This is a genomic window from Microbacterium sp. Y547 (assembly GCF_057669785.1).
Window position 1 is genome coordinate 231,314 of record NZ_JBYHFN010000005.1, and the last position, 26,547, is coordinate 257,860.

Genomic DNA, 26,547 nt, shown 5'->3' on the forward strand with positions numbered 1-26,547 from the left:
GTGAACACTGTCGGGTACAGTGTGGGACTGTGGCACGACGCAGCGCCCAGCCGGGCTCGCAGTCCTCGCTCCGCGAGGCCAATCGCGCGCGCCTGCTCGAGTCTCTGAAGCGGCACGGGCGCCTCACTCAGGTCGAGCTTGCCGGGATCACCGGCCTCTCACCGGCGACCGTGTCGAACATCGTCAAAGAGCTCACGGCATCGGGTGTGCTGCACACGTCGTCCACCTCGCGCAGCGGTCGCCGCGCGACCCTCGTCTCGCTCGCCCGACGGCTCGGACTCGTCGCGGGCGTGCATTTCAGCTCTCGGCACCTGCGCATCGCGATCGCCGACCCGATGCGCACGATCGTGGCCGAGACGGCGCTGCCGGTCCCCCTGGATCACCGCCACGACGCCGAACTGGACCGCGTGAGCATCCTGCTCGGCGACATGATGGAGTCCCTCGGCGGGAACGTCTCCGACCTCCTCTCGGTGGGGCTGGCCCTTCCCGCGCCGATCGATCCGCGAACGGGCATGATCTCCACCCCCGGGCTCCTGCGCGGGTGGGAGGGCGTCGATGTCGGCGAGAGCCTGCGAGCGCGTATCGGGCGACCCGTGCACGTCGACAGCGAAGCGAATCTCGGCGGCCTCGCCGAAGCACGTGAGGGCAGCTCGCGCACGGCCGCGTCGTCGGTGTTCATCCGGGTCGGCCACTCGATCAGCTCGGGCCTCGTCATCGGCGGCGACCTCTTCCGCGGCGCGAACGGCAAGGCCGGCCAGATCGGCCATGTGACGCTCGACGAGAACGGCCCCATCTGCCGGTGCAGCAACCGCGGCTGCCTCGAAACGTTCGCCGGCGGTCCCGCGCTGCTGTCGCTGTTCCCCCCGGGCGAGGGCATGCAACGACTGGGCGATCTCTTGCAGGCTGCCGAGGACGGCGACGGCAGCGCCCGCCGCGTCATCGCCGACGCGGGCCGTCATATCGGTATCGCCGCGGCGAGCCTGTCGAACCTCTTCGACCCCGAGATGATCGTCGTCGGGGGTGAGCTGGGCCTCGCGGGTGAGATCCTCATGGCACCGATGCGGCACGCGCTCGAGCGCTCGGCGCTACCCGCCGCGGCGGGGCTGCCCGAGGTGGTCGGGGCATCGTTCGGAGAGTGGGCCGAGACGCGCGGAGCAATCGCGATCGCCCTCGACAACGTCGCCGTCGAATCCGATGTTGTGGCCATCACGGCGTAGCGTGCTCGGATCCGCGCGAGTGCGCCGCGTCATCGCCGCCTTCGCGGCAGTGTGCCTGAGCGCGATGCTGCTCGTGGCGTGCAGGGATGACGGGGGCTCGGCGGGAACGATCGCCCTCCTGCTTCCCGATGCCAAGACGGCGCGCTATGAGACTTTCGACCGGCCCTTCTTCGAGGCGCGGGTCGCCGAGCTCGGCGACTACCGCGTGCTCTACGCCAATGCCGACCAGGATGCCGCGAAGCAGCAGCAGCAGGCCGAATCCGCGCTCGCGTCGGGGGCCGGTGTGCTCGTCCTGGACCCCGTCGACGGGCGCGCCGCGGTGAGCATCGTGACAGCGGCGAATGCGCAGGGCGTGCCTGTCGTGTCGTACGACCGGCTCGTCGAAGGCGGGGATCTGGCCTACTACGTGTCGTTCGACAACGAGAAGGTCGGGATGCTCCAGGCGACGGCCTTCGTCGACGCGCTGCGCGACCGCGGCGAGGGCACCGGCGGCATCCTCATCGTGAACGGATCGCCCACCGACGGCAACGCAGCCGCTTTCAGCGCCGGTGCCCACAAGGTCATCGACCGGACGGGCCTGGACGTGCTCGCCGAGTACGACACGCCCGATTGGAGCCCCGACAAGGCACAGGACTGGGTCGCCGGACAGATCACCCAGTACGGCGACCGCATCGCCGGGGTCTACGCGGCCAACGACGGGATCGCGAGCGGCGCGGTGGCGGCCCTACGCGCGGCCGGGGTCTCGCCGATGCCGGTCGTGACGGGTCAGGATGCCGAACTGTCCGCGCTGCAGCGCATCGTGCGCGGCGACCAGTACATGACCGTCTACAAGGCGATGAGGCCGCAGGCAGAGCTTGCCGCCGAGGTGGCCGTCGCGCTCCTGCGCGGCGATACCGTGGCGGCGCCGATGACGATCGACGGCACACCGACGACACTGCTCGAGCCGGTCGCGGTGACCGTCGACGACATCGTCGACACCGTCATCGCCGACGGCTTCTGGCGGCTCGAGGACATCTGCACGCCGGACTACCGCGCGGACTGCGTGGCAGCGGGGCTCGTCGTGGAGTGAGCGCGGGGCGCGAGTAGGGTCGTTGCCAACGACCCCGATGACGAGGAGTGACGATGGCGCCGACTCGGCCAGGGCGCTCCCGCGAGCGCGTGCTGACGATGCGCGGGATCGGCAAGCGCTTCGGTTCGGTGAGGGCCCTCACCGGTGTCGACTTCTGGGTCAATGAGGGCGAGGTCGTCGCGCTCGTCGGCGATAACGGTGCGGGGAAGTCCACCCTGATCAAGGTGCTCGCGGGTGTGCACGCTCCGGATACCGGCACGATCGAGTTCGACGGCGAATCGGTCCAGATCCACTCCCCCGCCGACGCGCAGCGCTTGGGCATCGCGACGGTGTTCCAGGACCTCGCGCTGTGCGACAACCTCGACGTCGTGGCGAACCTGTGGCTCGGACGGGAGCTCGTCGCCGACGGCCTTCTCGACGAGGTCGGGATGGAGAAGCGCACCTGGTCGCTGCTGCGCGAGCTCTCGGCCAAGGTGCCGTCGGTGCGCGTTCCTGTCGCGTCGCTGTCGGGCGGACAGCGTCAGACGGTCGCGATCGCACGCTCGCTGGTGGGCGATCCGAGGGTCATCATGCTCGACGAGCCGACGGCGGCGCTCGGTGTCGCGCAGACGGCGGAAGTGCTCAACCTCGTCGAGCGACTGCGCGAACGAGGGCACGGCGTGGTGCTCATCAGCCACAACATGGCTGACGTCCTTGCCGTCGCAGACCGCGTCGTGGTGCTGCGGCTGGGCAGGAACAACGGGGTGTACAGCGCCGCCGAGCTCACGAGCGAGACACTCATCACCGCCATCACGGGCGCCACAGACGTGTCCACACGCCCGGCTGCGGCCCCACCGCCTGAAGCGCCCGGCCTGGACGAAGAGCGCACGGGGGCGCAGGTCATCCCGCTCCCGCGCCCCCACGAGCGGCGCAGCGGACGCCGGGGCGGGGACGCATGAACGGGCGGGACACCGGTTCGGCCGCTGTCGAGGACGAGCTCGGACGATCCGCCGGCATCCGATCCTCGCTCGACCTGCTGACGGCCCGGATCCGCGGCGGTGACCTCGGCGCACTCCCCGTCATCGGCGGCCTCCTCGTCATCGCGATCGTCTTCCAATCCCTGAACCCCGTGTTCCTCTCCTCGACCAACCTCGTCAACCTCACGATGCAATGCGCGGCGATCGGCACGATCGCACTCGGTGTCGTGATCGTGCTGCTCGTGGGCGAGATCGATCTGTCGGTCGGCTCGGTCTCGGGTGTCGCCGCGGCGGTGCTGGCGGTCACGTTCGTGCAGCTGTCGTGGCATCCGATCCTCGCTCTCCTGGCGGCCGTCGCGATCGGCGTCGCGGCGGGGCTGCTGTACGGGTTCCTCTTCACGCGGTTCGGTGTGCCGAGCTTCGTCATCACCCTCGCCGGACTCCTCGGGTTCCTCGGGCTGCAGCTGTGGGTCCTCGGCCCCAACGGCTCGCTCAATCTGCCGCCCGACTCCTGGCTCGTGACGTTCGCGCAGCGGCTGTTCCTTCCCGCGTGGGCCTCGTACGCCCTCGCGGTGCTGGCTGCAGCAGGCTACGCATGGACGCGCGTGCGCCACGCCCGCCGCCGTGCAGCGGCCGACCTCGTGCACCGCGGGTACCTCGAGATCGGCCTGCGGGCGGGCGGGCTGCTCGCCTTCCTCGTCGTCGTCGCCTGGTATCTGCATCTTTCCCGCGGTGTGGGCGTCATGTTCCTGCTGTTCGTCGTGCTCGTCGTCGCGGTCAACGTCCTGCTCACGCGCACGCGGTGGGGTCGGGCGGTCTACGCCGTCGGCGGATCGGTCGAGGGTGCCAGACGTGCGGGAATCCGCGTCGAGCGCATCTACGTGTCTGCGTTCGTCCTGTGTTCGACGCTCGCCGCCCTCGGGGGCATTCTCGCGGCGGCGCGGCTCGCCGCGGCGAACCAGAGCTCCGGCGGCGGAGATACGAACCTCGTCGCCATCGCCGCCGCGGTGATCGGCGGGGCGAGCCTGTTCGGCGGCCGAGGCACGGCATACGCCGCACTGCTCGGGATCATCGTGATCCAGTCGATCTCGTCGGGGCTGACGCTGCTGAACCTGGATTCATCGATCCAGTTCATCGTCACAGGCGTCGTCCTCGTGCTCGCCGTCATCGTCGACTCCGTCTCTCGTCGCTCGCGCGCGGCGAGCGGACGGGCATGATCTCTGGATTCACTTCACGAACGAGTTGCCAAAGCGTTACGTTCACTACTTGACGTCAAGGATGCTGCGGCCCCAAGATCGACCTGAGAACGATGCGCCTCGGGCGCCGCCCGGGATTCGCACCTTCAATGACGAAAGGCGAACGATGAAGAAGTCATCTCTGTTCGCGGTCGCCGCACTCTCAGGCGCCGCCGCGATGATTCTGGCCGGCTGTGCCGGCGGCGGCGCCACGCCGTCCGAGAGTGGCGCCGACAGCGGAGCCGGCGGCGACGCGACCGGCCGAGCCTGCGTCATCCTGCCCGACGCCGCATCATCTCCTCGCTGGGAGAACTTCGACCGCAAGTACCTGCAGGAGGGCCTGGAGGGCGCCGGCTTCGAGGTCGACATCCAAAACGCCCAGGGCGATGTGAACAAGTTCTCCACGATCGCCGATCAGCAGCTTACGCAGGGCTGCGGTGTCATGCTGCTCGTCGATTACCAGGGCGCCGCCGAGACGGTCGCCGCCAAGGCGCGGGCCGAGGGCATCCCTGTCATCGCCTACGACCGGCCGTTCGCCGGCGCCGACTACTACGTCTCGTTCGACAACGTCGAGGTCGGTCGCCTGCAGGGCCAGACGGTTCTCGACGGCCTGGAGACCGCCGGTGTCGCCCCCGCCGATGCGACGGTGGTCTACATCGGGGGCGACCCCACCGACGGTAACGCCGCGATGTTCCACGAGGGCGCCGTCGAGGTCATGGAGGGCGCCGGAGTCGTCGCAGCTGCAGAACCTCCCGGCGCATGGGACCAGGCGAAGTCGCAGACGAACTTCGAGCAGGCGCTGACCTCTCTGGGCGGCGAGGTCGACGGCGTGTGGGCGGCCAACGACACCAACGCCGCCGGCGTCATCAAGGTGCTGCAGGACAACAACCTCGAGGGCGTGGCGGTGTCCGGCCAGGACGCCAACGTGGCGGGGCTGCAGAACATCCTCCTCGGCTGGCAGACCGCTACGGTCTACAAGCCGGTGGCCGATGAGGCCGCCGCGGCTGTAGAGGTCGCCATCGCCCTGCTCAACGGCGACACGGTCGAGACCGACGCAGAGCTCGACGACGGGACGCCGTACATCCAGGTCACTCCGGTGCTCGTCGGACCGAACGAAGTCAAGGATGTCGTCGCCGCCGGCGACGCCGCCTTCGACGATGTCTGCACGCCCGATGTCATGGCCGCGTGCGAGGAGTTCGGCGTCGTCGCCGGCTGACCTCCTCATAAGGGGGCGCCGCGTCCGCACGGGCGCGGCGCCCTTCCCCACCATCGCAAGGAAGCGAGCATGCCAGAGACCATCCCCGCCCCCCAGCCGATCATCGAGCTCATCGGCGTCAAGAAGGCCTTCGGGCCGGTCAGCGTCCTCAAGGGCGTCGATCTCACCATCCGCGCCGGCCGGGTCACGGCCCTGGTCGGTGACAACGGCGCGGGAAAGTCGACGCTCATCAAGGGGCTCGCCGGCGTCCAGCCCTACGACGAAGGCCAGGTGCTCGTCGACGGGGCGCACCGGGACCTGCACGCTCCGCGCGACGCGGGTGCCCTCGGCATCGAGGTCGTCTACCAGGACCTCGCGCTGTGCGACAACCTCGACATCGTGCAGAACATGTTCCTCGGCCGCGAGGAGCTCGCGAACGGCACGTTCGACGAAGGGCGCATGGAACGAGAGGCCTCCGACACTCTGCGCTCGCTCTCGGTGCGCACGGTGAAGTCGGTGCGCCAGAAGGTGTCCTCCCTCTCGGGCGGGCAGCGCCAGACCGTGGCCATCGCGCGCGCCGTGCTGAAGAAGGCGCGCGTGGTCATTCTCGACGAACCCACCGCGGCGCTCGGCGTCGCCCAGACCGAGCAGGTGCTCAACCTCGTCGAGCGGCTGAGGGACCAGGGCGTCGCGGTCGTCCTCATCAGCCATAATCTCGCCGACGTGTTCGCCGTCGCCGACGACATCGCCGTTCTCTACCTCGGACAGATGGTCGCCCAGATCGACACCGACGAGACCACCCGGGACGACGTCGTGGGGTACATCACCGGCACCAAGACGAGAGGCGTCACGCTCATCGACAGCACCACGATCCCCACCGGAGGCGTCGAATGACCACGCAGGCGCCACGCACCGAGGCCTCGCCCGACCCGCTCGCGAGCGACATGATCGGCAGCGGCGTCGAGGGGGGTCTGCGAGATCAGGTCACCGCGTGGTGGCAGCGCGTGCGCGGCGGCGACATGGGAGCCCTCCCCGCCGTGGGCGGGCTGGTCGTCCTGGGCATCATGTTCAGCGCCCTCAGCCCGTTCTTCCTCACCGAGCGCAACTTCGCGAACCTGCTCAATCAGGCGGCGTCACTGGTCGTCCTGGGGATGGCACTCGTCTTCGTCCTGCTGCTCGGCGAGATCGATCTGTCAGCCGGCGTCACGGGAGGCGTCGGCATGGCGTTGTTCGTCGTGCTGAACGCCGTCGTTGGAGTTCCCTGGCCCCTCGCCCTGCTCATCGGATTCGGATTCGGCCTGCTCACGGGCGCCCTCATAGGTTTTCTCGTGGCGAGAATCGGCATACCGTCGTTCGTCGTCACGCTCGGCCTGTTCCTCGGGTTCCAGGGTCTCGCGCTGGTCATCATCGGTCCTGGCGGGCTCTACCGCATCCAGGTGCGCGAACTCATCGCGCTGCAGAACGGCAATCTGCCGGTGTGGGGCGGCTGGGTCATGCTCGCCGTCATGCTGGCTGTCTCCGGCGGCACGGCGATCTGGGACCGCGCACGGCGGACGCGGGCCGGCGTACCGAACCGCGCGATGCCGCTCGTGTGGATCAAGCTCGCCGTCATCGCGGTCATCGGCGGTGCTGTCGTGTACGTGCTCAACCAGAACCGCGGACAATCCGTCGTCGAGGTCGCGGGTGTGCCCGTCATCGTGCCGATCGTGCTGGTCATCCTCTGGATCGGCACGTTCGTGCTGGACCGCACGAAGTTCGGCCGGTACATCTATGCGATCGGCGGAAACGCCGAAGCGGCACGCCGCTCGGGAGTGAAGGTGCGGTGGGTGAAGTGGTGGGCATTCGTCATCTGCTCGTCGCTCGCCGTAGCCGCGGCGCTCTTCTCGGTCTCGCGCGTGGGCTCAGTCGACGCGACGGTGGGCCGTGACATCGTGCTGTCCGGCGTCGCGGCGGCCGTCGTCGGCGGGGTGAGCCTCTTCGGCGGCAAGGGCCGGCTCGTGAACGCCGCGATCGGCGCGCTCGTCATCGCGATCATCACGAACGGCCTCGGGCTGCTCAATCTGCCCGCCGGCGTCAATCTGCTCGTCACGGGCGGCGTGCTGATCCTCGCGGCGACCGTCGATGCGCTGTCGCGACTGCGTTCCGGGGGCGGGATGCGCACGTAGCGCCCCTCTGGCGTCATCGCAGCAGAGAGCGCAACGCCTGATTCGGTCAGCACGCCTGGAGGACGGCAACGGGGAGCACCCCTCTCACCAGGGCGACCCCGGACACCGAGGCCTATCGCGGCGGTGCGCCCCGGGGCCATACTCGGGGCATGCGAGCGGTGTTCGATTTCCTCGCCACGCAACCGGTCCTGACCGCGTTCCTCCTGGTGGGGCTGGGCTCTGCGCTCGGTCGCGTGCGGGTGGGCGGGGTGTCGCTGGGTGCGATCGGCGTCCTGTTCGCCGCGATGGGCCTGACCGCGTGGGGTGTGGCCACCGGGGTCACCATTGAGCTTCCGGCGCTCATCGGCGACACCGGTCTGGTGGCCTTCGCCTTCTGCGTCGGCCTGATCGCCGGACCCAGCTTCGGACATACCCTCCGCACCGCCTACCCCCTCCTCCTCCTGGTCACCGGGCTTCTCTTGGCCACCGCGGCCACCGGCCTACTGCTCGGTCGCGCTCTGGGCTTCTCGACGGTGACGATCGCCGGCACGTTCGCGGGTGCGGTGACGAACACACCGGCACTGGCGGCGAGCGGAGGCAGCCCGGAGGCCACGGTGGGGTACGCGAGCGCCTACGTCTTCGGCGTGATCGCGCCCATCGTGGCCGTCAGTCTGGCGCTGCGTCATCGCGCTTCGCACGACGAGGCTGCCACGCAGTTGGAGAACAAGGCTGTGCGGATCGACACCACCGATCGCCCGACGGCAGGGGCGCTCAGCCGTCGCTATGGAGGGCGCATCACGTTTTCGCGGCTCCGCTCGAAAGGCGGCGGCGACTACGTCGTCGTCGGGCCCGACACCGAGCTCCCGCCCGGCGGAGTGGTCAACGTCGTCGGTCCGCGCGAGGCGGTCGACGCGGTAGCCGCCGAGCTGGGGCACACCTCATCCCTCGACATCATCCAGGACAGGTCCCGGCTGGAGTATCGCCGCCTCATCCTCTCCAACCCCGAGCTCGCCGGCCGCGCACTCGGCGCTCTCGGGCTGCGCGAACGCTTCGGGGCGACCGTGCCGCGTGTGCGCCGCGGCGATGCGGAGATGCTCGGTGCGGACGATGTGATCCTGCAGCAGGGCGACCGGCTGCAGGTCGTGGCTCCCCGGGACGAGATGCCCGCCCTGACGGCGCTGATCGGCGACTCCGAACGGGGCATGACCGATATCAACCCTGTGGCGCTGGGCATCGGAATCGCGCTCGGGCTCGCGCTCGGTGTCGTCACGGTGCCGTTGCCGGGTGGCGGCGGATTCGCCCTCGGCCCGGCGGCGGGCGCGCTCATCGCCGGTCTCGTTTTCGGTCGCGTCCGCCGCGTGGGCCCGGTCGTGACGACGCTGCCCACCAGTTCCGCAAACGTGCTGGCCGAGCTGGGGCTCGTGCTCTTCCTCGCCTACGCCGGAACCAAGGCAGGGTCGCTGATCGTCTCAGCCATCACGTCGGGCGAGATCGTCGGCCTCCTGGTGCTGGGCGCCGCAATGACGGCGCTCCTCGCCGTCGGGACGTACGTCGTCGCGCGTCTCGCGCTGCGCACCGAGGGCACGCGCCTGGGCGGAGTGTTAGCGGGCACCTTCACCAACCCGGCGCTGCTGGGCTTTGCCAACACGCGCACCGGCTACGACATGCGTGTCACGGTGGGCTACACGCTGGTCTACCCCGCCGCCATGGTGGTGAAGATCCTCATCGCACAGGTCCTCGTCGTGGCGTTCTGACAGTCAGGCGCCCCGGCCGAGGCGATGTTGAGGAGGCGCTTGGGCGCCGCGACCAGCAGAGCGGCAAGCACCCAACAGGCCAGGCTGCGCCACATCATGCGGCGGCCGCTCGCACGTCGTCGATGAACCGCACGTACTCGTCGGCCGTGTTCTCCGCCGTCATGACGCGCAGCACGACCTCGTCGACGGCGTCGCGATACTGCGGGATGCTTCCCGCCAGCGCCGCCGGTTCGATCGTCGTGTCCAGCGCGGCGATGCCGAGCCGCGCGAAATGCGCGCGGTACGCCGGGTACCCCGCGTAAGCGTCGGCCTCGGCGCGCAGCCGCCCGACGGCGGCTGGATCCGACGTGGCGCGGACATAGAGGGCGATCCGCGTGCTCGGCGCGGCTTCGTGCGCCTGGGCGCGCTGCGTCCGCGCGACGTCGGGCGTGAGCCAGCTCAGGACGAGACCGTCGGATGCCGCGGTACCGAGCCGCCGCATCCGTGGGCCGAGTGCCCCGACGACGATCCGCGCCGATGTGCCGGCGCGGATCTCGGCCACGGCGCCCCGCACCCGATCGAGTGCCCCCGTGCGCGCCTGGCCGGAGCCGATGCCGAGCACGAGGCGGTCTGCCGGAAGCCCGGCGGCGCGCTCGAGGATCTCGCGGGGCGAGCGCCGGTCGACCGGCAGCACGCCGGTGGCCAGCACAAGGCGCTCCGTCGCTGCAGCGGCGGCGGCGATGACGTCGAGCGCGTCATGCCCGACCGTGTCGTTGACCCACAGCGCGTGCAGGCCAGCCTGTTCGGCCGCCCGTGCGACGGCGCTGCCGACGGCCGGGCCCGCGGCGGCCGCGATGCCGATCGACAGATCGCCTGTCACGGTGCCACCCCGACGTGCCGTGCCACCGCGCCGGTGTGCGCATAGAAGGCCGCCAGATCGGACTCGCCGTCAGCTGGAAGCAGGATGACGGCGTCGACCCCGGCCTCGAAGAATCGTGCGGCGCCGGCGGCGACATCGTCGGCCGATCCCCACAGCACGCGCCCCTCGGCGGGACGGTCCGGGAACTCCCCGCGGGCGCGTTCCTCGGCGGCGTCGCCGAACGCGGCATGCACGTACGCGACGATCTCGTGCGCGCCGGTGCGCCCCGAGGCCTCGCGCCCCTCGCGCACGATCGCGATCCGATCGGCGACCTCGTCGGGAGTGTATCCACCGACGAGCACCGTTCCGTCGGCGACCTCGCCGCTCAGGCGCAGCGTCTTCGGACCGTCGGCCGCGGCATACACCGGCGGTGCGACGGCGACCGGCCACTCCAGGCGCACGGCGTCGAGTGTGACGTAGCGGCCCGAGACCGTGACCTCGTCGCCGGCGAGAAGAGCGCGCACACTCGGGATGTACTCGCGCATGAGGGTGAGCGGCGAGGCGACGCGGGCGCCTGCCTGCCCCATCCAGTCGAGCACTCCGTGGCCGAGTCCGGGCAGGAACCGACCGGGGAACATCCGCTCGATCGTCGCGATCTCCATCGCCGTGAGGGCGGCGTTGCGCAGCGGCATGGGTGCGATGCCGAGGCCCACCCGCAGGTTCTCACTGCACGCGAGCGCGACGGCCGCGGTCGCGAAGCCGGACTCGCGGAAGCAGTCCTCCCACACCCACAGCTCGGTAACGCCTCCGGCCTCCGCGGCCTCGACGGCTGCGCGAAGCGCCTCGGGAGGGTTCTGGTACGGGCTGAAGATCGTGCCGATGCGTGCCATGCCTCCACTCTGGCACCACCGACAGACACCCGCACCGGATGACCGGTGCGGGTGTCGGATCGGTTGTCGGGCTCAGGCGGCGACGGCCAGCGGCACCCCCGCCGTCGCGACGATGCCGTCGGCGGCGGCATCCACCGTCACGGCACCGCCATCGGTGAGCGCGCCCGTCACGAACAGCTCTGCGAGCCGGTCATCGACCTCACGCTGGATGAGCCGACGCAGCGGCCGCGCCCCGTACTCGGGTTCGTAGCCGTGCTCGGCCAGCCACTCGATCGCCGCGTCCGTCACGGTCACGGTCACCTCGCGCTGCGCCAGCCGTGCCTCGGTCGCGCCGAGCATCAGGTGCACGATCTCGCGCAGCTGCGTCTTGTCGAGCTTGCGGAACAGCACGATGTCGTCGATCCGGTTGAGGAACTCCGGTCGCATCGCTTCGCGGAGCTTGCCCATGACCCGGTCGCGCAGGTCCTTCTCAGACCCGAACCCCGTGGAGCCGCCGCTGTCGGCGAGGAAGCCGATCGCTCCACCGCGCGACGCGAGGAACTCCGAGCCGAGGTTCGAGGTCATCACGATAACGGTGTTGCGGAAGTCCACCGTCCGGCCCTGACCGTCGGTGAGCCGCCCGTCCTCGAGCACCTGCAGGAGCAGGTTGAAGACATCCGGATGCGCCTTCTCGATCTCGTCGAACAGCACGATCGAGTACGGGTCGCGGCGCACGCGCTCGGTGAGCTGACCCGCCTCGTCGTAGCCGACGTAGCCCGGAGGGGCGCCGACGAGTCGCGACACCGTGTGGCGTTCGCCGAACTCGCTCATGTCGAAGCGGATGATGCTCTCGGAGTCGAACAGCGAGGTCGCCAGGGCCTTCGCGAGCTCGGTCTTGCCGACGCCGGTCGGTCCGAGGAAGAGGAACGATCCGACGGGGCGACGCGGGTCTGCCATGCCGGTGCGGCTGCGGCGCACCGCCTTGGCCACAGCGGCGACGGCGTCGTCCTGCCCGATGACGCGAGCGTGCAGTTCGGACTCGAGGTGCGCGAGACGGTCGCGTTCGGACTCGGTGAGCCGCGCGACCGGGATGCCGGTGGCCCGGCTGATGACACTCGCGATCTCGGGTTCGTCCACGACGTGGCTCGCCTCACCCGGCTCGCTGTGGGCCATCTTCTCGGACACGCTCTCGAGCCGGCCCTGCACGGCGGCGATCTCGTCGCGCAGACGGGAGGCCTCTTCGTAGTGCTCGGCCGACACCGCGGCGTTCTTGTCCGCTTCGAGGGTCGCCAGCTGAGCCATGAGCGCACTGATGTCGACCTTGGCGCCCAGGCGCAGTCGCAGTCGCGCACCGGCCTGGTCGATGAGGTCGATCGCCTTGTCCGGAAGCACGCGCTCCGTGAGGTAGCGGTCGCTCAGTTCGACGGCGGCGCGCAGCGCCTCGTCGGTGTAGACGATGCCGTGGTGCTGCTCGTACACGGATTTGAGCCCGTGCAGAATGCGGACGGCGTCTTCGATCGAAGGCTCGCCGACGCGGACCGGCTGGAAGCGACGCTCGAGCGCGGGGTCCTTCTCGATGACGCGGTACTCGGTGAGTGTCGTCGCCCCGATCAGCTGCAGATCACCGCGTGCCAGGCGCGGCTTGAGGATGTTGCCGGCATCCATCGAGCCGTCGCCGCCGCCTCCGGCGCCCACGACGGTGTGCACTTCATCGATGAAGACGATGAGCTCGCCCTTGCGTGCGGCGATCTCGTCCATCGTGCCGGTGAGGCGCTCTTCGAAGTCACCGCGGTAGCGGGTCCCGGCGAGCATGGCGGGCAGATCGAGCGCGATGACGCGCTTGTCGCGCAGCTGCTCGGGAACCTCGGCTGCCACGATCGCCTGCGCGAGGCCCTCGACGACGGCGTTCTTGCCGACGCCGGCCTCGCCCACCAAGACGGGGTTGTTCTTCGTGCGGCGGCTCAGGATCTCGATCGTCTGCTCGATCTCGGCGGCGCGGCCGATGACGGGGTCCAGCTCGCCCGCTGCGGCACGGGCCGTCAGATCGGTGCCGAACCTGTCGAGCATCGGCGTGTCGGATGCCGTGGCCTCGGGCTGCTGCTCAGGACCGCCGACGCCGCCCGGCGTGACGGTCTCGCGCGCGCCCTGCGTGAGGGCTTCGGCGGTCACGCCGGCCTGTGCCAGTACCTGGCCCGCCGGGGTGTCCTGCGCGAGCACCAGAGCGAAGAAGAGGTGCTCCGGGTCGACATAGGTCGAGCCCGAGGAACGGGCGACCTGGAACGCGTGGAAAAGCGCGCGCTGCACCGAAGGAGTGACGACGGCACCGTCGATACCGGCAGCACCGGATGCCGCGGGCAGACGCTCCTCGGTCGCGCGGGCGATCGCCGCCGGATCGGCGCCGATCCGCTCGACGGCGTCCTTCGCGGGCGATTCCGTCACCAGGACGCGCAGCACGTGAAGTGCGTCGAGCTCGTGCTGACCGCGTTCGAGCGCGAACCGGCCGGCGCGCTGCAGGATCTCCTGCGTGCGCGAGCCGAGGAACCGGGTGAGGTCGATCGAACGGCCCGCGCGAGCGCGCTCGCCGGCGAGGTACCGCGCGAGGAACTCATCGAACGAGCTGTTCTCGCCGGCACCGTAGGGGGGCGTGAAGTCTTCGGGCATGCATTTCTCCTGGTCAAACCTGAGTAGAGCGCTATCAACTTACAAAGTTGAGCAGAGTCGTATCAAGTTCAACGAATGGCGTGCCGACATATTCCCCGCGTTGATCGCTCACACCGAACGCTCCGAAATGTCCGTGCGGAGCACGGATGTGCCGATCCGGCGACGGGACGATGCTGGATCGGTGTCACCGAGACAAAGGAGAAGGACATGACCGATCTGCAGACCACCACGATCAGCGAGGCCGACAGGGCACTCAAGGCCAAGCACCGCGCGATGTGGGCATCCGGGGACTACCCCCGCGTCGCATCCGACCTCGTCTGGCCTCTCGGCAGACGCGTCGTCGAGGCCGTCGACATCCGCCCCGGCGAGCGCGTGCTGGACATCGCCGCCGGATGCGGCAACGCTGCCATCCCCGCTGCGCTGCGCGGCGCGACGGTCGTCGCGAGCGACCTGACCCCGGAGCTGTTCGACGAGGGTCACCGCCTGGCACAGGCGGCGGGCGCGGAGCTCGAATGGATCCCCGCTGACGCCGAGGCCCTGCCGTTCGAAGACGACGCTTTCGACGTCGCGCTCTCGACGGTCGGCATCATGTTCGCCCCGCACCATGACCGCAGCGCCGCCGAGATCGTCCGCGTGACCCGACCGGGTGGGCGCATCGGGTTGCTCAACTGGACGCCCGAGGGGTTCATCGGGCGGATGTTCGCCGTCATGAAGCCGTTCGCGGCGCCCCTGCCCGAAGGAGCGCAGCCCGCTCCTCTCTGGGGCGACGAGGAGTATGTGCGTGCGCTGCTCGGCGACCGGGTCGACGACGTGCAGGTGTCACGCGACACGGTGCGAATCGACCACTTCTCGGACGGAGAGCAGTTCCGCGCGTACTTCGCGTCGAACTACGGCCCGACGATCGCCGTGTACAACCGCAACGCCGACGATGCGGCACAGAGCTCAGCCCTCGATGCCGCGCTCGTCGCCCACGCCGACGGCGCTCTGGGCGAGAGCGGATCCATGGAATGGGAGTACCTGCTGGTCACCGCCCGCGTCTGCTGAGCATCGCCCCCCTTCCGCTGACGTCAGGCGTGACTACACTGAGCGGCGTGCTGGGCCCGCCCCTCACTCCGCGCGAAAGCGCGGTGCTGGCAGCCGTAGAGCGGCGTTTGAACAACTCCGAGATCGCCGCGGAGTTGTTCATCTCGGTGCGCACGGTCGAGAGTCACATCGCGAGTCTGCGCCGCAAGCTCGACGCCCATGCGCGGACGGAGCTGCTCGAAGCGGCCCGCGAGCGCCGAGCGGCCGCGGTGCATGTCCCGACGAACACGCTGCGCGGCAGGGGTCGCGATCTCGCGCGGCTCGAGCAGCTTCTTCGCCATGGCAGGTGGGTGACGATCGTCGGGCCCGGCGGCGTGGGCAAGACCAGGCTCGCGCTCGAGATCGCGAAGTCCCCAGGGCCCCGCATCCCCTTCGTCGTCGACCTCGAGCACGCCGAACCCGACGATGTCGTCTCGAGGGTCACGTACGCCCTCGGCCTCGAGGGCTCACTTCGCGGCGATCTCTGCGCCCAGCTCGGCGTCGCCCTGTCCGCCCGGCCGTACATGCTCGTGCTCGACAACGCTGATCGGGTCGGCGCGACGACCGCACGAGCCGTGCGGCGGCTGTGCGATGCTGCCCCCGACCTGCACGTCATCGTCACATCGCGCACCCCGCTGGGCGACGAGGACGAAGTCGTCCACGTTCTCGCTCCCCTGTCCACCGAAGGCCCCGATGCCCCGGCCGTCGCGCTCGTCGTCGATCGGCTCGAGTCCGCGGGCTACACGTTGACCCCCGAGGACCTCGCAGCCGTCCAGCGCATCGGCCAGCGGCTGGACGGCCTGCCGCTCGCCCTCGAGCTCGCGGCATCCGCCGCCCGCCATCTTCCGATCGCGCAGCTCGACGCCCGGCTCTCGCGCGGTTTCGCGACCCTTGACCGGGCGGCACCGCACGGTCGCCATCGCACGCTCGAGACGACCTTCGACTGGACGTGGGATCTGCTGGCAGCCGACGAGCAGGAAGTGCTGCGGCGGCTGGCCGCCCTTCCCCGCACGTTCGATGTCGACCTCGCCGAGGCCGTCACCCACCCCGGCGTCGAGAGCGTCATCATGCGCCTGCTCGATCGCTCGCTCCTCGTGCCGCACTCGCAGGAGCCGCTGCGCTTTCGCTTGCTGGCGGTCATGCGCGAGTTCGTGCATGCGCGCACGGATCCCTCGCTCATCCGCGAGGTGCTCGAGCGCCACGCCGACCACACGATGCGGATCGCGAGCGACTTCGCCTCACGAGCACGCACCGACGGCACCCCCGCCGCTGCCCGCACCTCGGCTGCCCTGTGCCCCGAGATCCACGCGGCGCTTCGCTGGTCGCTCGCGGCGCGGCATCCGAGCGCCGTCGCCCTCGCGTCATCGCTCGCGGTCGGGGTCGAGCAATACGGAGCCGACGTCGAGAGTATGAGCCTGATCGCGGCCGCGTCGACTCAGGACTGGTTCCTCGACGCGATGCGGCCGCAAGACCTTCTCGTCCTCGGAAACGCCCTCGCCTTCTCGGACATCGACCGGGTCGCCCTCCTCGCCGAACGCGCCCTCGCGATCGCCGCTGACGACGAAGCACGCGCCGCGCATCAGCTGGCAGGCCTTGCGGCGGCCTACCGGTCTGACTCGCCGGAAGCGCTGCGACACCTCGCCGAGGCCGAGCGGCTCGCCGAAGCCCCCGGCGACGACTGGGAGCTGGGGGCGATCCGCCAGTTCCGCGGAATCGCGCAGCGGGCATCCGACCCGTCCGACCTGCAGGCGGCGCTGTCGTCGTTCGAGTCCGCCATGCGCGCCTTCGCGCGGGCGGGCGACGACACACACGTGAACAACGTGCGCTACATGATGGCGCTGACCTCAGCCGAAAGCGGCCACGACCCCGAGCGCGCCGTGCGCTGGGCTGCGGAGTGCGTCGAGCATGCCGCGATCACCTTGAACGAGCATGAACTCGCGCACGCTCGGCTGGTGCAGGCATGCCTCGGACTGGAGGTGGCCGGCGACCCGGCGGAGCTCGCAGAGACCTTCCGGCATCTGGGTGACCTGCGCTGCACGAACCGGATGCTGCTGCTGTGCGCCGCGCGCACGCCCGAGCCGCGGCGACGCATTCCGATCCTCCGGGACGCGCTGGCGATCGCGGTTTCGGCGGGCGATCATGCGCGCGAAGTCGACACGCTCGGCAGCCTCGTGAGCGCCTACGACGCCGCAGGCGACGAGGCAGAGGCCCTGGCCGCGCTCGATCGGATCGCCCGACTCTCGAGTCAGGAAGCAGCCGAAGCGGCGTGCCCGCCCGGCCTGCGCGCGAGGTTCGCCGAGATCAGTGCCGTCCGCCCGGAGGGCCGATGATGAGCAGCGCGACGAACACCAGGATCACCGCGAGCGCCAAGAGGATCGCCAGCACCCACGGCCGGCGCAGGAACCACCGCATGAGCCGGTCGTGCCACGCGGCATCTCGGGGGTCGTTCGTCTGCTCCAGCCGCCACGCTCCGCGGAGTCGGCCCGTGCGGTGCAGCCAGATCTCCATCGGGATCGTCGCGTAGGGCACGATGGCGCTCACCACGGCGCTGATCGTCGGCCCCAGACGCCAGCGCTGGTTCTTCGCGACGAGGATCGCCGTCGCCCCGTACGACAGGAACACGAAGCCGTGGATGCCGCCGCCGATCGTCGTCGCGATGGTCAGGTCGAGCGTCGCCCGCAGGATCAGACCGGTGATGAGCAGCGTCCACGAGATCGCCTCGGCGATCGCCAGCGTGCGGAACAGGGTCTGGGGCGTGCGGAACACGGGTCTCCTCGGGTGGGCGCTTGCCTTCCACCCTACGTTCGTGCGTGACACGCGAACGACACCGGATGCCGCGGGTTAGCGTGGAGCGGTGATGTTCTCGCTCGACGACCTGCGGCGCTGGCCCGACCTCGAAGCACCCGGACTCGTCGCGGTCGACGCGGCCGACCGACTGCTGCTGGACGAGTCCGCCGCCGCACGCTCTGACCTCGGTCCCGGTGAACTCGTCGTGATCGGCGACGCTTACGGCGCCCTCACCCTCGGCGCGGCCGCGCAGGGAGCCCAGGCCATCCGCGTCCATCAGGATGCGCTGACGGGCGAGCGCGCGCTCGGGGCCAACGCCGAGCGCGCGGGGCTGCGGGACGCATTCGCCTCGCACACCCTCGACGCGTCCCTCGTGAACGGCGCCCGCGTCGTGCTCGTCCGCCTCCCCCGCTCGCTCGACGCATTGCGCGACATCGCCGCGCTCATCGCCGCCCACGCGGCATCCGATGTCGTCGTCTTCGCCGGCGGGCGCATCAAGCACATGACGCTCGCGATGAACGATGTACTGCGGGTGAACTTCGACCGGCTCGACGTGACGCACGCACGGCAGAAGTCACGGGTCCTGGTGGCTCGCGGGCCGCGTGACGGGCACGACCCCACGCCTCGCCGACAGGAGCACGACGGCCTCATCGTCTGCGCGTTCGGTGGCGCGTTCGCCGGAACGTCGATCGACATCGGCACGAGGCTGCTGCTGGAGCACCTGCCCGAACGCGTGACGGCTCCGGCGATCGACCTCGCCTGCGGTACAGGCATCGTCGCGACCGCGCTCGCGCTGCGTCACCCCGACCTGACCGTGTACGCGTCGGACGAATCGGCGGCTGCGGTCGCCTCGGCCCGCGCGACGGCCGACGCGAACGGCGTGGCAGACCGCGTGCGGGTCGAGCGCGACGATCTGCTCGGGTCGCTTGCCGCGGGAAGCGCCGGCTTCATCGCGCTCAATCCGCCGTTCCACAGCGGAAGCGCCGTGACGGAAGACCTCGCACGGCGGTTCTTTCAGGATGCCGCACGGGTGCTCCGCCCCGGCGGCGAGCTGTGGACCGTGTTCAACTCGGGCCTTCGCTACCGCGCCGCACTCGAGAAGATCGTCGGTCCGACCCGTCAGGTCGCGCGCAACGCGAAGTTCACGGTCACCGCGTCCACGCGTCGGTGACACGCCGTCCGAGGCGGTGGCGGAGCTCGCATCCCGCGCGCCGATAAAGTCGGAAATGCTGTCCATTTTCCGCCTTTGGAGGCCCCATGACGATGACCGCTGCACCCCGTGACGCCGAGCGCGCCGACGACGGCTATTTCGGCCCCGAGAGCATCTCGTGGCGGATCTTCTCGGACCCGACGTCGAAGCTGGGGGGAATGGCGGCTCTCATCATGCAGGCCCTCAACCCGAGCATGATGCGCCTGTTCTACGCCGCGACCGAGTCGCACGGCGACGCGGCCGGACGCGACGAGCGCACCGGGCGGTACTTCGACACCGTCGTGTTCGGCGACAAGGCGCATGCTGACGCCGCCGCGGCCTCGGTGCGCCGCATGCACGCCCACGCGACGTGGACCTCGCCGGACACCGGTGAGGTGCTGCGGGCCGACAAGCCCGAGTGGCTCGCGTGGACCCACAACACCTTCGTTTACGCGCTCCTGCGCGTCTCAGAGGAGTTCGGGCTCGAACTGACCCCGGCCGAGCAGGAGCAGTTCATCGTCGAGCAGCTGATCGCAGCGCGTCTTGTCGGCATCGAAGACGAGGCGCTGCTGCCCCGCACCCGCGCCGACCTCGAGTCGTACATCAACGCGCAGACCGGCTGGCTCGCGCTGACCCTGCCGGCCGCCGAGGTGACCCGGGCGCTCCGCGCGCCGTCACTGCGGGGGAACCCCATCACGGTGTGGACGACGATCATCGTGCAGGACGGCGTGCTGTCGGTGCTGCCGGAGTGGGCTCTGCTGCTGTACGGCATCGAAGGGCGACCGATGAACCTGCGCGCCGCGGCCCGCACGACGAAGCGCCTGATGGGCATCGCCCGGCGTTCACGTTCCTACGCCGACACGATCGCCGACGCCACGAAGCGCGTCACGACCCACCCGTACCGCAAGGTGCGTCCCGCGCGTCGCTGACGGTCAGGCGTTCTCGCCGGACTGCTCGCGCCGACGCCGCGCGAGTTCGGCTCGCAGCCGGTCCTCTTCGATCTCCCTCTCGAGCGCGGCGAGCTGCTCCTCGGTCGTGCGCACATCGTGACGGATGGGCGCGGGTGCGGGAGCGGGCTGCGCCCGGGGACGCGGCGCGGTGCGCGGCATCCGCGGGCCGTCTTCGGGATACACGCGACCGAGCGTGAACCACAGCATGCTGCCGATGATCGGCAGCAGGATCACGATGATGATCCACATCGTCTTGGGCAGGTGCTTCACCTGGAAGTCGTCACGACGGATGATGTCGACGAGCGAGAACACCATCACTCCGACGACGAGAACCGAGATAAAAGGCATAAGGTTCCACAGCCTAGCGCTGTGCCGACAACCGGTTGCCTACGGCCCCCGAGCGGAACGTCGGGTCGGGATCGTTCCACGTCTCGACGGTCTGTGCGATCCAGAAAGCGGCGAACAGGACAAGGGCGAGGGCTTCGCCGAGGAAGACCGGCGAGACACCCCACAGCTCAGGCACCCCTCCGCCGAGAGAGCCGACGATGACGACCGCGAGCAGGGCCAGCAGCACGGCGATGATCGCGACCGTGATCGCGAGATAGACGGCTCGATAGCCGAACGCACGCGCACGGCCGGCGTCGATCGCGGACGCGAGCGCGGCGAGCGCGATGAACCCGAAGAACGAGGCCGCCGCGATGACGTGACCGACCCGCAGAAAGCCGTCGGGGGCCACGAACCGCCACACCGCCGTGGCGGCGATGAGCGCCCCCGAGACGACGAGCGTGGGGAGCCGTCGGGACACCGTGCGCTCGGTGATCGCCAGCACGAGCACACTCCCCCAGCCCACGGCCCCGATGACCAGCAACGCCGTCATGCCGTTGCCGACCGCCTGCGCGAAGGCCTCGGGCACGCACGGCTCGACGCCGCCAGGGCACTCCACGGCGAGCCCGGGCACATCCCCCGCGAAGACCGGTGTGGGCACGATCGCGATCAGGGGCGCGACGACCGCCGCCAGGTCGAGAGACACCTGGCCGAAGCTGCGCCCGGACAGCACGAGCAGCGCGAGCGCGACGGCGAACACCCCGCCGACGAAGACCGGTCCGGCGGCGGTGTAGTACGCCGCGCTCACCGAGCCCAGCGGACCGCTGTCGATCCACAGCGCCGTGAGCGAGGCGGCCAGCAGCACCACGATGCCGACGAGCGAAAGCCGGACGTAGCGATACGTGCGCTGCAGCGACGTGCTCGCGACGGGTATCGCCGGGCCCGCGATGAACGATCCGTCTGCTCCGGCGACCCTTGATCGGGCGGGCTTTCGAACACGTTCCGCGCTGGCTTCCATCTCGTCGCCCAGCGTGCCCTGCCACGCCCGATGGGTCAAGCGATCTTTGCTCGAGCGGCGGGTGCTCAGGGCCGATGCACGCGCGTCGCGCGGCGCGCCTCGAACTCCGGTACAACTGGTGCTGACGCACAGTCATCTGCGGGATGCCTCCCGACAGGGCGGCGCCGGAGTACATTGCCGCTGAAGGGACCGCGTTGAGCAGCACCGCCCACCCCCCTCGCCCTGACCGCCGCCGACCGATCACGGTCGCCGTGCTGGGGGCGGCGGCCATCCTCGTGGGTGCGACCGTGGCCGTCGCGATGATGGCCACCGCGACCGACGCCGGCCGTTCGTCGACAGCCTCTCCCTCAGCACCCTCGCTCAGCCCTCCCCCCACCCCGACGCCCACACCCACCCCACTCACGCCGCAGGAGCAGCTGCTCGCGTCGAGCGACGACCCGAACGCGTGCTCCGTCGCTTTCGCAGGCCCCGGGATCGCTGATCCCCCGATGCTGCAGACCCAGGGGGCGCTCTACACCGGGCTGCCGATTCCCACGCAGGACGGCGCCGTCTTCGCCGGCTGGTACGCGACACCGGCCGATGCCGCGGCCTACGCGGTGCCCGGGCGGGTCAACGGGTCGGAGGCCGTCGTCTGCGCCGACCAGCAGGTCACGCTGCACGGCTCGTGGATGACCCCCGAACTCAACGCCGCAGAGAGCGCTCGAATCCCGATCCTCATGTACCACCAGTTCACCGCGAAGCCCGAGGGCGAAGCAGGCTGGCTGCGCGGCAACTACGCGTACATCGGGGATTTCGAGGCGCACATGGCCTACATCGCGTCCACCGGCTTCTACCTGCCGACCTGGGATGAGCTTTCCGCATTCATCGACGGGCGACTCTTCCTGCCCAACCGCTCGGTCATCGTGACCGACGACGACGCCGACCAGTCGTGGTTCGATCTCGCCGTGCCCGTCATCGACGCCCACCAGGTGCTCGCCACCTCGTTCATGGTCACGGCCTACCGGCAGGATCCTGCGCCGTCGTCCTACGTGCTGCGCCGATCCCACACGCACGACATGCACCAGGCAGGCGCGAACGGCGACGGACGCATCGTGAACTGGTCAGTGCCCGAGATCGTCGCCGACATGGAGATGTCGGGCGCGACCCTCGGGGTGAAGGAGGTCATGGCCTATCCCTTCGGGCACTACAACGACACCTCGAAAGAAGCACTGCGGCAAGCCGGCTGGGAGTTGGCCCGCACGATCGAACCGGGCTCTGTGACGATCGGAACCGACAAGCTCGCCCTGCCGACGGTGCGCATCAACTACGGGATGGGCCTCGACACGCTCATCGGCCTCATCGGCTGACGCTGTCGCGCGTCGACCAGAACGCCCACGCGACGAGCAGGGGCTGGAAGAACAGCCGGACGAGGCGCTTGCGGTCGGTATCGAGTCCGAAACCGTCACGCCGCATGCGCCACTGCTCGATGTTGCCAGGGAACACCGCGATGAAGAACGCGGCGAGGATCACCCCGAGCGTGCGACGCGAGCGCGGCAGTGCGACCAGAGACGCACCGAGCATCACCTCGACGACACCGGATGCCACGACGACGGCATCCTTGTCCATGACTCGGGTCGTGAAGTCAGGCACCTGCGCTTGGAACTCTTTCCGCGCCCAGAACAGGTGACTGATGCCGGCGAAAACCATGGATCCGGCCAGCAGCCAGCGTGCGATCGCCCTCATCGGCTCACTCTCATCTCATCTCTGAAGATCCGTGGCGCGGATCATCGTCACATCTCGGTGCAGGCGTCACCCGACGAGGGGTGTCCATAGAGAACGAGCGCCGCGCCGGTGTCATCGAGGACCGAGACGGAGGTCGCTCCGAGGCGAACCGCTTCTTCGCAGAGCGCGAGAGCCGCCTGCGCTTCGGGGCTGCCCGGCTCGCCGCGCGGCGTGGGGATGCTGGTGGAGATCTCCCACCGCCCCGGTTCGGTCTCCCGCACGCCCGTGGCTTCCGGGGCGACGATGCTCAAAGACGCCAGCGTGTCCCCCTCTGCCGGCGCGTCGGCCGGCGGCGCTGTCTCAGTGGGTGCATCCGCTGCCGGCGTCTCGGCGGCAGGTGTCTCGGTAGCCGGTGTCGGAGTCGGAGTGGCGGACACCGTCGCGGTTCCGCTCGGCGTGGCCGTCGGCGAGGGATCAGACGCTGCACAGCCGGTGAGCACGAAGACGAGGGCGACCGCGGCGAGAGACAGGGGGCGCTTCATGCCTGCCACGTTATCGCGCTCCCGCGCGGGTCGGCGCGGAGGCTCATCGGTGCTCGGGTTCGGCGGCGAAGACCGGCTCGGGGGTCGCCAGTCGAGCGACGATCGAGTCCCGCCTTCAGATTGTCGAACGGTTTCTCGACCAGGAACCACGAGGCCGTCGCCGCGAGGATCGTCAGCACGAAAGCGCCGATCTGCCAGTACTCCCAGCCCGCGTCGCGAAGCCACCAGGTCAGGGGGTAGTTCCAGAGGTAGGCGGCGTACGAGATCGCTCCGAGCCCCAGGAGGGGCTTCACGGCCAGGGGCACGACGGGAACATCGCGAAGCTTCCACAGCACCACAACGGTCAGAAGACCGATCACGATTCCTCCGACGTAGTAGGTCGCGGGGAGCTCCTTCGCGCCCGGAACGACGGCATAGACGATCAGCGCCAGCCCACCCAGGCAGGCGCCGGCGGTCGCACGGCGCCCGTACACGTAACGCGAGATGTGATGCTGCCCGAGCTGCGCCGCCGCTCCGATGACCATCGCGATCGTCCAGGTGGTGACAGCGTTGTAGGTCAGCCAGTAATCGGGGGCGACGAGCGTGAGCCAGAGACAGTTGCCGGCGAAGATGAGCACGGCCGTCACAGCGACAACGAGCCGAAGGCGCTTCCACCGCAGTCCGATCGCCAAGACGAGAGGCCACACCAGGTAGAACTGCTCTTCGTTGGCGAGGGTCCACAGGTGACTCATATTGCCGCTGCCGTGACTGAAGAACGGCACGTTCATCGTGTACGTGAGAGCGACCATGACCGTGCGGACCACCTGTGGGCGGGTGTCGGAGATGTTGAGCACCCCCTCGACGATGACGAACCCGATGAGCAGGAAGACCAGTGCAGGAACGAGGCGGATCGCGCGGTTCCGATAGAACCGCCCGTAGCGCACTTTTCCGTACCGCCGCAGGTCCGACATCAGGAGCCCCGTGATGAGGTAGCCGCTCAGGGTGAAGAACACCACGACGCCGATCAATCCCCCCGCGCTTGTCACCTCCGGATACGAATGCCGGATGAGCACGAGCAAGATGGCGATGCCGCGCAGGACGTCGAGTCCTTCGATGCGCGCGCCTTTAAGAAACGGCACTGTTCCCCCAGATGAGCGGCAGCCGCAATCCCCATGCGCGGCCGACGTGCGCTCACAATAGCGGTGCGCGTTCCGCGAGAACAAGCATCATGTGCGGGCATCCGGGAGAACCCGACCGACCGGGGGCCGAGCGGTCACGTCAGGAGGCCCTCCCCGATGTAGCCGCCCGCCGCGCAGCCCGGTGGTACGGCGAAGACGGCCGAGCCGATCGGCGTCGTCCACTCGTTGAGCAGGTCGAGCTCATCGAGTCGCCGCTGGATCGGGGTGAACTGACGATCGACGTCGGCCTGGAAGGAGACGAAGATCAGTCCGGCCCTCGAGATCTCCCCCGCGACGGGCATGTCGTCGTAGTTGTATGCCCGACGGAAGATCCGTTCGGTGGGGTTGTCACTGCGTGCACGCCGCAGGTGCGAGAACTCCGGAATCACAGGGAAGCCGATCGCGTCGGTTGCCGTGAAGTCGGGCTCGTCGAACTCGTCTGTTCCGGTCAGCGGCGCGCCGGTGGATTGGAAGCGGCCCACCGACTGGTCTCGGCCGCTTCGGTCGAGGCGGTCCCACGTGTCGAGGTTCATGTCGATGCGACGGATCACGAGGCTTGTTCCGCCGGCCATCCACCCGTCGGTGTTCCACACGACCTGGTCGAAGTCCGGCGTGCCGGGGCTGACGTTCGAAGTGCCGTCGACCTGGCCGAACAGATTCCGCATCGTGGTGCCGGGCTTCACGGTCCCGTGCGCGCGACGGAACCCCTGCTGCGACCAGCGCAGGGTCGCGAAGCTGCGGGCATCCTTCAGCAGCATCCGCGACGCGTGTGCGACCGTGAGCGGGTCGTCGGCGGCGACCTGGATCAGCAGGTCGCCGTCGCTGTACTCCGGCTGCAGCCGGTCGATCGTGAAGGCCGGCAGGGGGCGCAGCCAGGAAGGCGCCTTTCCCTGGGCGCGGCTCACGAGTTCCGGGCCGAAGCCGAACGTGACCGTCAGCCGCGCGGGCGAGACGGCGAGTTCGGGCTCCGTGTCAGCCAGTGCGCCCTGACCCTGTGTGAGGCGGGCGGCGTCATCGGTGAGGATCCGCATCATCCGCCGCAGTCCGTCCCGATCGGTCCCGGGCAGCAGATCGAGGGCGAGGAAGACCCCGTGCGCTTGCGCGTCGGTGTCGATGCCGGCCTGGTGGGCGCCGTGGAAGGGGACCGTCGTGTCGCCGTTGAGGGGCACGGATGCCGCCGGGGCAGGCGCCGGGTCCTGTGAACGGACGACGAGGTCGATGCCGACCGCCGCTGCTGCGCCGACACCGGCGACAGCGCCTCCGAGGAGGAACTGTCGCCGGGTCGCGCTGCGGCGGCCGGGAATGTCGTCCCGGCCGCGGCTCATTTGTGGTCCATCTCCATGTCCCCGTCGTAGTTCTCGTTCGCTCCGGCGAAGTCCTTCACGGGGGCGACGAACTCGAACGAGGAGCCGTCGGACAGGAGGAGGGTCAGGGCGAGCTCGTCTCCGGCGTGCAGCGGCTGGGTGAGTTGCATCAGCATGATGTGGTTGCCCCCCGGTTCGAGCGTCAGCATTCCGGATGCGGGGATCACGAAGCCGCCGTCGACCGGACGCATCATCATCTCGCCGGTGTCGTTGGCGACCGTCTCGTGCAGCTCGAGCATCGGCGACACTGCCGCCTCGGCTCCGACGACCGTGACGTCGGCGTCGCTGCTGTTCGTCAGCTCACCGAACGCGGCGGACATCCCGCCGTCGACCGCTTTCACCCACGCGTCGGCGATCTCGATCGAGTCCGCGGCGGGTGAAACGGTCTCGGCGTAGGCGGGCTCCGGGGCGGGAGCGGCGCTCGACGCGCAGCCGGTGAGAGCGAAGGATGCCGCAGCGAGCAGGATCCCGGCGCGGAGGGCGATGTTTTTCTTGATGATCACGGGGGTGTGCCT

24 protein-coding genes are annotated in these 26,547 nt (G+C 69.7%); 13 read left to right on the top strand and 11 right to left on the bottom strand.

What is annotated here, in order from left to right; all coding sequences use genetic code 11:
* Positions 1 to 29 precede the first annotated feature (29 nt).
* The 8 genes from AC25Y0_RS10330 (at position 30) to AC25Y0_RS10365 (ending at position 9,570) form a co-directional block, all read left to right on the top strand.
* Positions 30 to 1,217 (top strand): ROK family transcriptional regulator, encoded by a 1,188-nt coding sequence (locus AC25Y0_RS10330; RefSeq protein WP_488134592.1) that lies wholly within the window; start codon positions 30 to 32, stop codon positions 1,215 to 1,217.
* A gap of 19 nt (positions 1,218 to 1,236) precedes the next feature.
* Complete coding sequence (locus tag AC25Y0_RS10335) at positions 1,237 to 2,286, top strand: sugar ABC transporter substrate-binding protein (protein ID WP_488134593.1); 1,050 nt, start codon at positions 1,237 to 1,239, stop codon at positions 2,284 to 2,286.
* Positions 2,287 to 2,339: 53 nt separating this feature from the next.
* Entirely contained in the window at positions 2,340 to 3,224 is an 885-nt protein-coding gene (locus AC25Y0_RS10340; protein WP_488134594.1) for an ATP-binding cassette domain-containing protein, read from the top strand.
* Positions 3,221 to 4,459 (top strand): sugar ABC transporter permease, encoded by a 1,239-nt coding sequence (locus AC25Y0_RS10345; RefSeq protein WP_488134595.1) that lies wholly within the window; start codon positions 3,221 to 3,223, stop codon positions 4,457 to 4,459. Before AC25Y0_RS10340 ends, AC25Y0_RS10345 begins: the two co-directional genes overlap by 4 nt.
* Positions 4,460 to 4,604: 145 nt before the next feature.
* Positions 4,605 to 5,693, top strand: coding sequence for a sugar ABC transporter substrate-binding protein (locus AC25Y0_RS10350; protein ID WP_488134596.1), 1,089 nt, complete (start codon positions 4,605 to 4,607; stop codon positions 5,691 to 5,693).
* Between the two features lie 69 nt (positions 5,694 to 5,762).
* Positions 5,763 to 6,566, top strand: a complete 804-nt coding sequence (locus AC25Y0_RS10355; RefSeq protein ID WP_488123843.1) for an ATP-binding cassette domain-containing protein — start codon at positions 5,763 to 5,765, stop codon at positions 6,564 to 6,566.
* Entirely contained in the window at positions 6,563 to 7,837 is a 1,275-nt protein-coding gene (locus AC25Y0_RS10360; protein ID WP_488134597.1) for a sugar ABC transporter permease, read from the top strand. The genes AC25Y0_RS10355 and AC25Y0_RS10360 overlap by 4 nt, the downstream gene beginning before the upstream one ends.
* 149 nt (positions 7,838 to 7,986) lie before the next feature.
* Positions 7,987 to 9,570 (top strand): aspartate:alanine exchanger family transporter, encoded by a 1,584-nt coding sequence (locus tag AC25Y0_RS10365; RefSeq protein WP_488134598.1) that lies wholly within the window; start codon positions 7,987 to 7,989, stop codon positions 9,568 to 9,570.
* A 94-nt stretch (positions 9,571 to 9,664) separates the two neighbouring features.
* On the opposite strand, the gene AC25Y0_RS10370 is transcribed toward AC25Y0_RS10365, so the two are convergent.
* The 3 genes from AC25Y0_RS10370 to AC25Y0_RS10380 form a co-directional block, all read right to left on the bottom strand.
* Positions 9,665 to 10,429, bottom strand: a complete 765-nt coding sequence (locus tag AC25Y0_RS10370; protein ID WP_488134599.1) for an LLM class flavin-dependent oxidoreductase — start codon at positions 10,427 to 10,429, stop codon at positions 9,665 to 9,667.
* A complete protein-coding gene (locus tag AC25Y0_RS10375; RefSeq protein WP_488134600.1) occupies positions 10,426 to 11,298 on the bottom strand; it encodes an LLM class flavin-dependent oxidoreductase in 873 nt (290 codons plus the stop codon). The genes AC25Y0_RS10370 and AC25Y0_RS10375 overlap by 4 nt, the downstream gene beginning before the upstream one ends.
* Before the next feature lie 72 nt (positions 11,299 to 11,370).
* The gene (locus AC25Y0_RS10380) at positions 11,371 to 13,938 is read right to left on the bottom strand and encodes an ATP-dependent Clp protease ATP-binding subunit (protein ID WP_488134601.1); all 2,568 of its coding nucleotides are present in this window, start codon (positions 13,936 to 13,938) and stop codon (positions 11,371 to 11,373) included.
* A gap of 207 nt (positions 13,939 to 14,145) precedes the next feature.
* On the opposite strand from AC25Y0_RS10380, the gene AC25Y0_RS10385 reads away from it, so the two are divergent.
* Together AC25Y0_RS10385 and AC25Y0_RS10390 are read left to right on the top strand one after the other, a co-directional pair.
* Entirely contained in the window at positions 14,146 to 14,982 is an 837-nt protein-coding gene (locus AC25Y0_RS10385) for a class I SAM-dependent methyltransferase (protein WP_488123837.1), read from the top strand.
* 47 nt (positions 14,983 to 15,029) lie between these two features.
* A complete protein-coding gene (locus AC25Y0_RS10390) occupies positions 15,030 to 17,330 on the top strand; it encodes an ATP-binding protein (protein ID WP_488134602.1) in 2,301 nt (766 codons plus the stop codon).
* Here the strand turns inward: AC25Y0_RS10390 and AC25Y0_RS10395 are convergent.
* Positions 17,302 to 17,766 carry a DUF3817 domain-containing protein gene (locus AC25Y0_RS10395; RefSeq protein ID WP_488123835.1) on the bottom strand — a complete coding sequence of 155 codons (465 nt, stop codon included), beginning with the start codon at positions 17,764 to 17,766 and terminating at the stop codon, positions 17,302 to 17,304. The two genes, AC25Y0_RS10390 and AC25Y0_RS10395, sit on opposite strands and share 29 nt — an antisense overlap.
* A 91-nt stretch (positions 17,767 to 17,857) precedes the next feature.
* On the opposite strand from AC25Y0_RS10395, the gene AC25Y0_RS10400 reads away from it, so the two are divergent.
* Together AC25Y0_RS10400 and AC25Y0_RS10405 are read left to right on the top strand one after the other, a co-directional pair.
* Positions 17,858 to 18,958 carry a class I SAM-dependent methyltransferase gene (locus AC25Y0_RS10400; RefSeq protein ID WP_488124034.1) on the top strand — a complete coding sequence of 367 codons (1,101 nt, stop codon included), beginning with the start codon at positions 17,858 to 17,860 and terminating at the stop codon, positions 18,956 to 18,958.
* Positions 18,959 to 19,044: 86 nt separating this feature from the next.
* Complete coding sequence (locus AC25Y0_RS10405) at positions 19,045 to 19,905, top strand: oxygenase MpaB family protein (protein WP_488134603.1); 861 nt, start codon at positions 19,045 to 19,047, stop codon at positions 19,903 to 19,905.
* 3 nt (positions 19,906 to 19,908) lie between these two features.
* Here AC25Y0_RS10405 and AC25Y0_RS10410 read toward each other — a convergent pair whose 3' ends face one another.
* Together AC25Y0_RS10410 and AC25Y0_RS10415 are read right to left on the bottom strand one after the other, a co-directional pair.
* Positions 19,909 to 20,274 carry a PLDc N-terminal domain-containing protein gene (locus AC25Y0_RS10410; protein WP_488123833.1) on the bottom strand — a complete coding sequence of 122 codons (366 nt, stop codon included), beginning with the start codon at positions 20,272 to 20,274 and terminating at the stop codon, positions 19,909 to 19,911.
* 13 nt (positions 20,275 to 20,287) lie between these two features.
* Positions 20,288 to 21,307: a hypothetical protein gene (locus tag AC25Y0_RS10415; RefSeq protein WP_488134604.1), complete on the bottom strand. Its 1,020-nt coding sequence runs from the start codon at positions 21,305 to 21,307 to the stop codon at positions 20,288 to 20,290.
* Positions 21,308 to 21,462: 155 nt separating this feature from the next.
* Between AC25Y0_RS10415 and AC25Y0_RS10420 the strand changes: the two genes are divergently transcribed.
* Complete coding sequence (locus AC25Y0_RS10420) at positions 21,463 to 22,614, top strand: polysaccharide deacetylase family protein (protein ID WP_488134605.1); 1,152 nt, start codon at positions 21,463 to 21,465, stop codon at positions 22,612 to 22,614.
* Here AC25Y0_RS10420 and AC25Y0_RS10425 read toward each other — a convergent pair.
* The 5 genes from AC25Y0_RS10425 to AC25Y0_RS10445 all read right to left on the bottom strand — a co-directional run bounded on the left by AC25Y0_RS10425 (position 22,604) and on the right by AC25Y0_RS10445 (position 26,535).
* Positions 22,604 to 22,990 carry a DoxX family protein gene (locus AC25Y0_RS10425; protein ID WP_488123830.1) on the bottom strand — a complete coding sequence of 129 codons (387 nt, stop codon included), beginning with the start codon at positions 22,988 to 22,990 and terminating at the stop codon, positions 22,604 to 22,606. The two genes, AC25Y0_RS10420 and AC25Y0_RS10425, sit on opposite strands and share 11 nt — an antisense overlap.
* A 47-nt stretch (positions 22,991 to 23,037) precedes the next feature.
* Positions 23,038 to 23,511: a hypothetical protein gene (locus AC25Y0_RS10430; protein ID WP_488134606.1), complete on the bottom strand. Its 474-nt coding sequence runs from the start codon at positions 23,509 to 23,511 to the stop codon at positions 23,038 to 23,040.
* Positions 23,508 to 24,629, bottom strand: a complete 1,122-nt coding sequence (locus AC25Y0_RS10435; protein ID WP_488134607.1) for an acyltransferase family protein — start codon at positions 24,627 to 24,629, stop codon at positions 23,508 to 23,510. The genes AC25Y0_RS10430 and AC25Y0_RS10435 overlap by 4 nt, the downstream gene beginning before the upstream one ends.
* A gap of 134 nt (positions 24,630 to 24,763) precedes the next feature.
* Positions 24,764 to 25,993, bottom strand: a complete 1,230-nt coding sequence (locus tag AC25Y0_RS10440) for a Dyp-type peroxidase (protein WP_488123827.1) — start codon at positions 25,991 to 25,993, stop codon at positions 24,764 to 24,766.
* Complete coding sequence (locus AC25Y0_RS10445; protein WP_488134608.1) at positions 25,990 to 26,535, bottom strand: copper chaperone PCu(A)C; 546 nt, start codon at positions 26,533 to 26,535, stop codon at positions 25,990 to 25,992. The genes AC25Y0_RS10440 and AC25Y0_RS10445 overlap by 4 nt, the downstream gene beginning before the upstream one ends.
* Positions 26,536 to 26,547 lie beyond the last annotated feature (12 nt).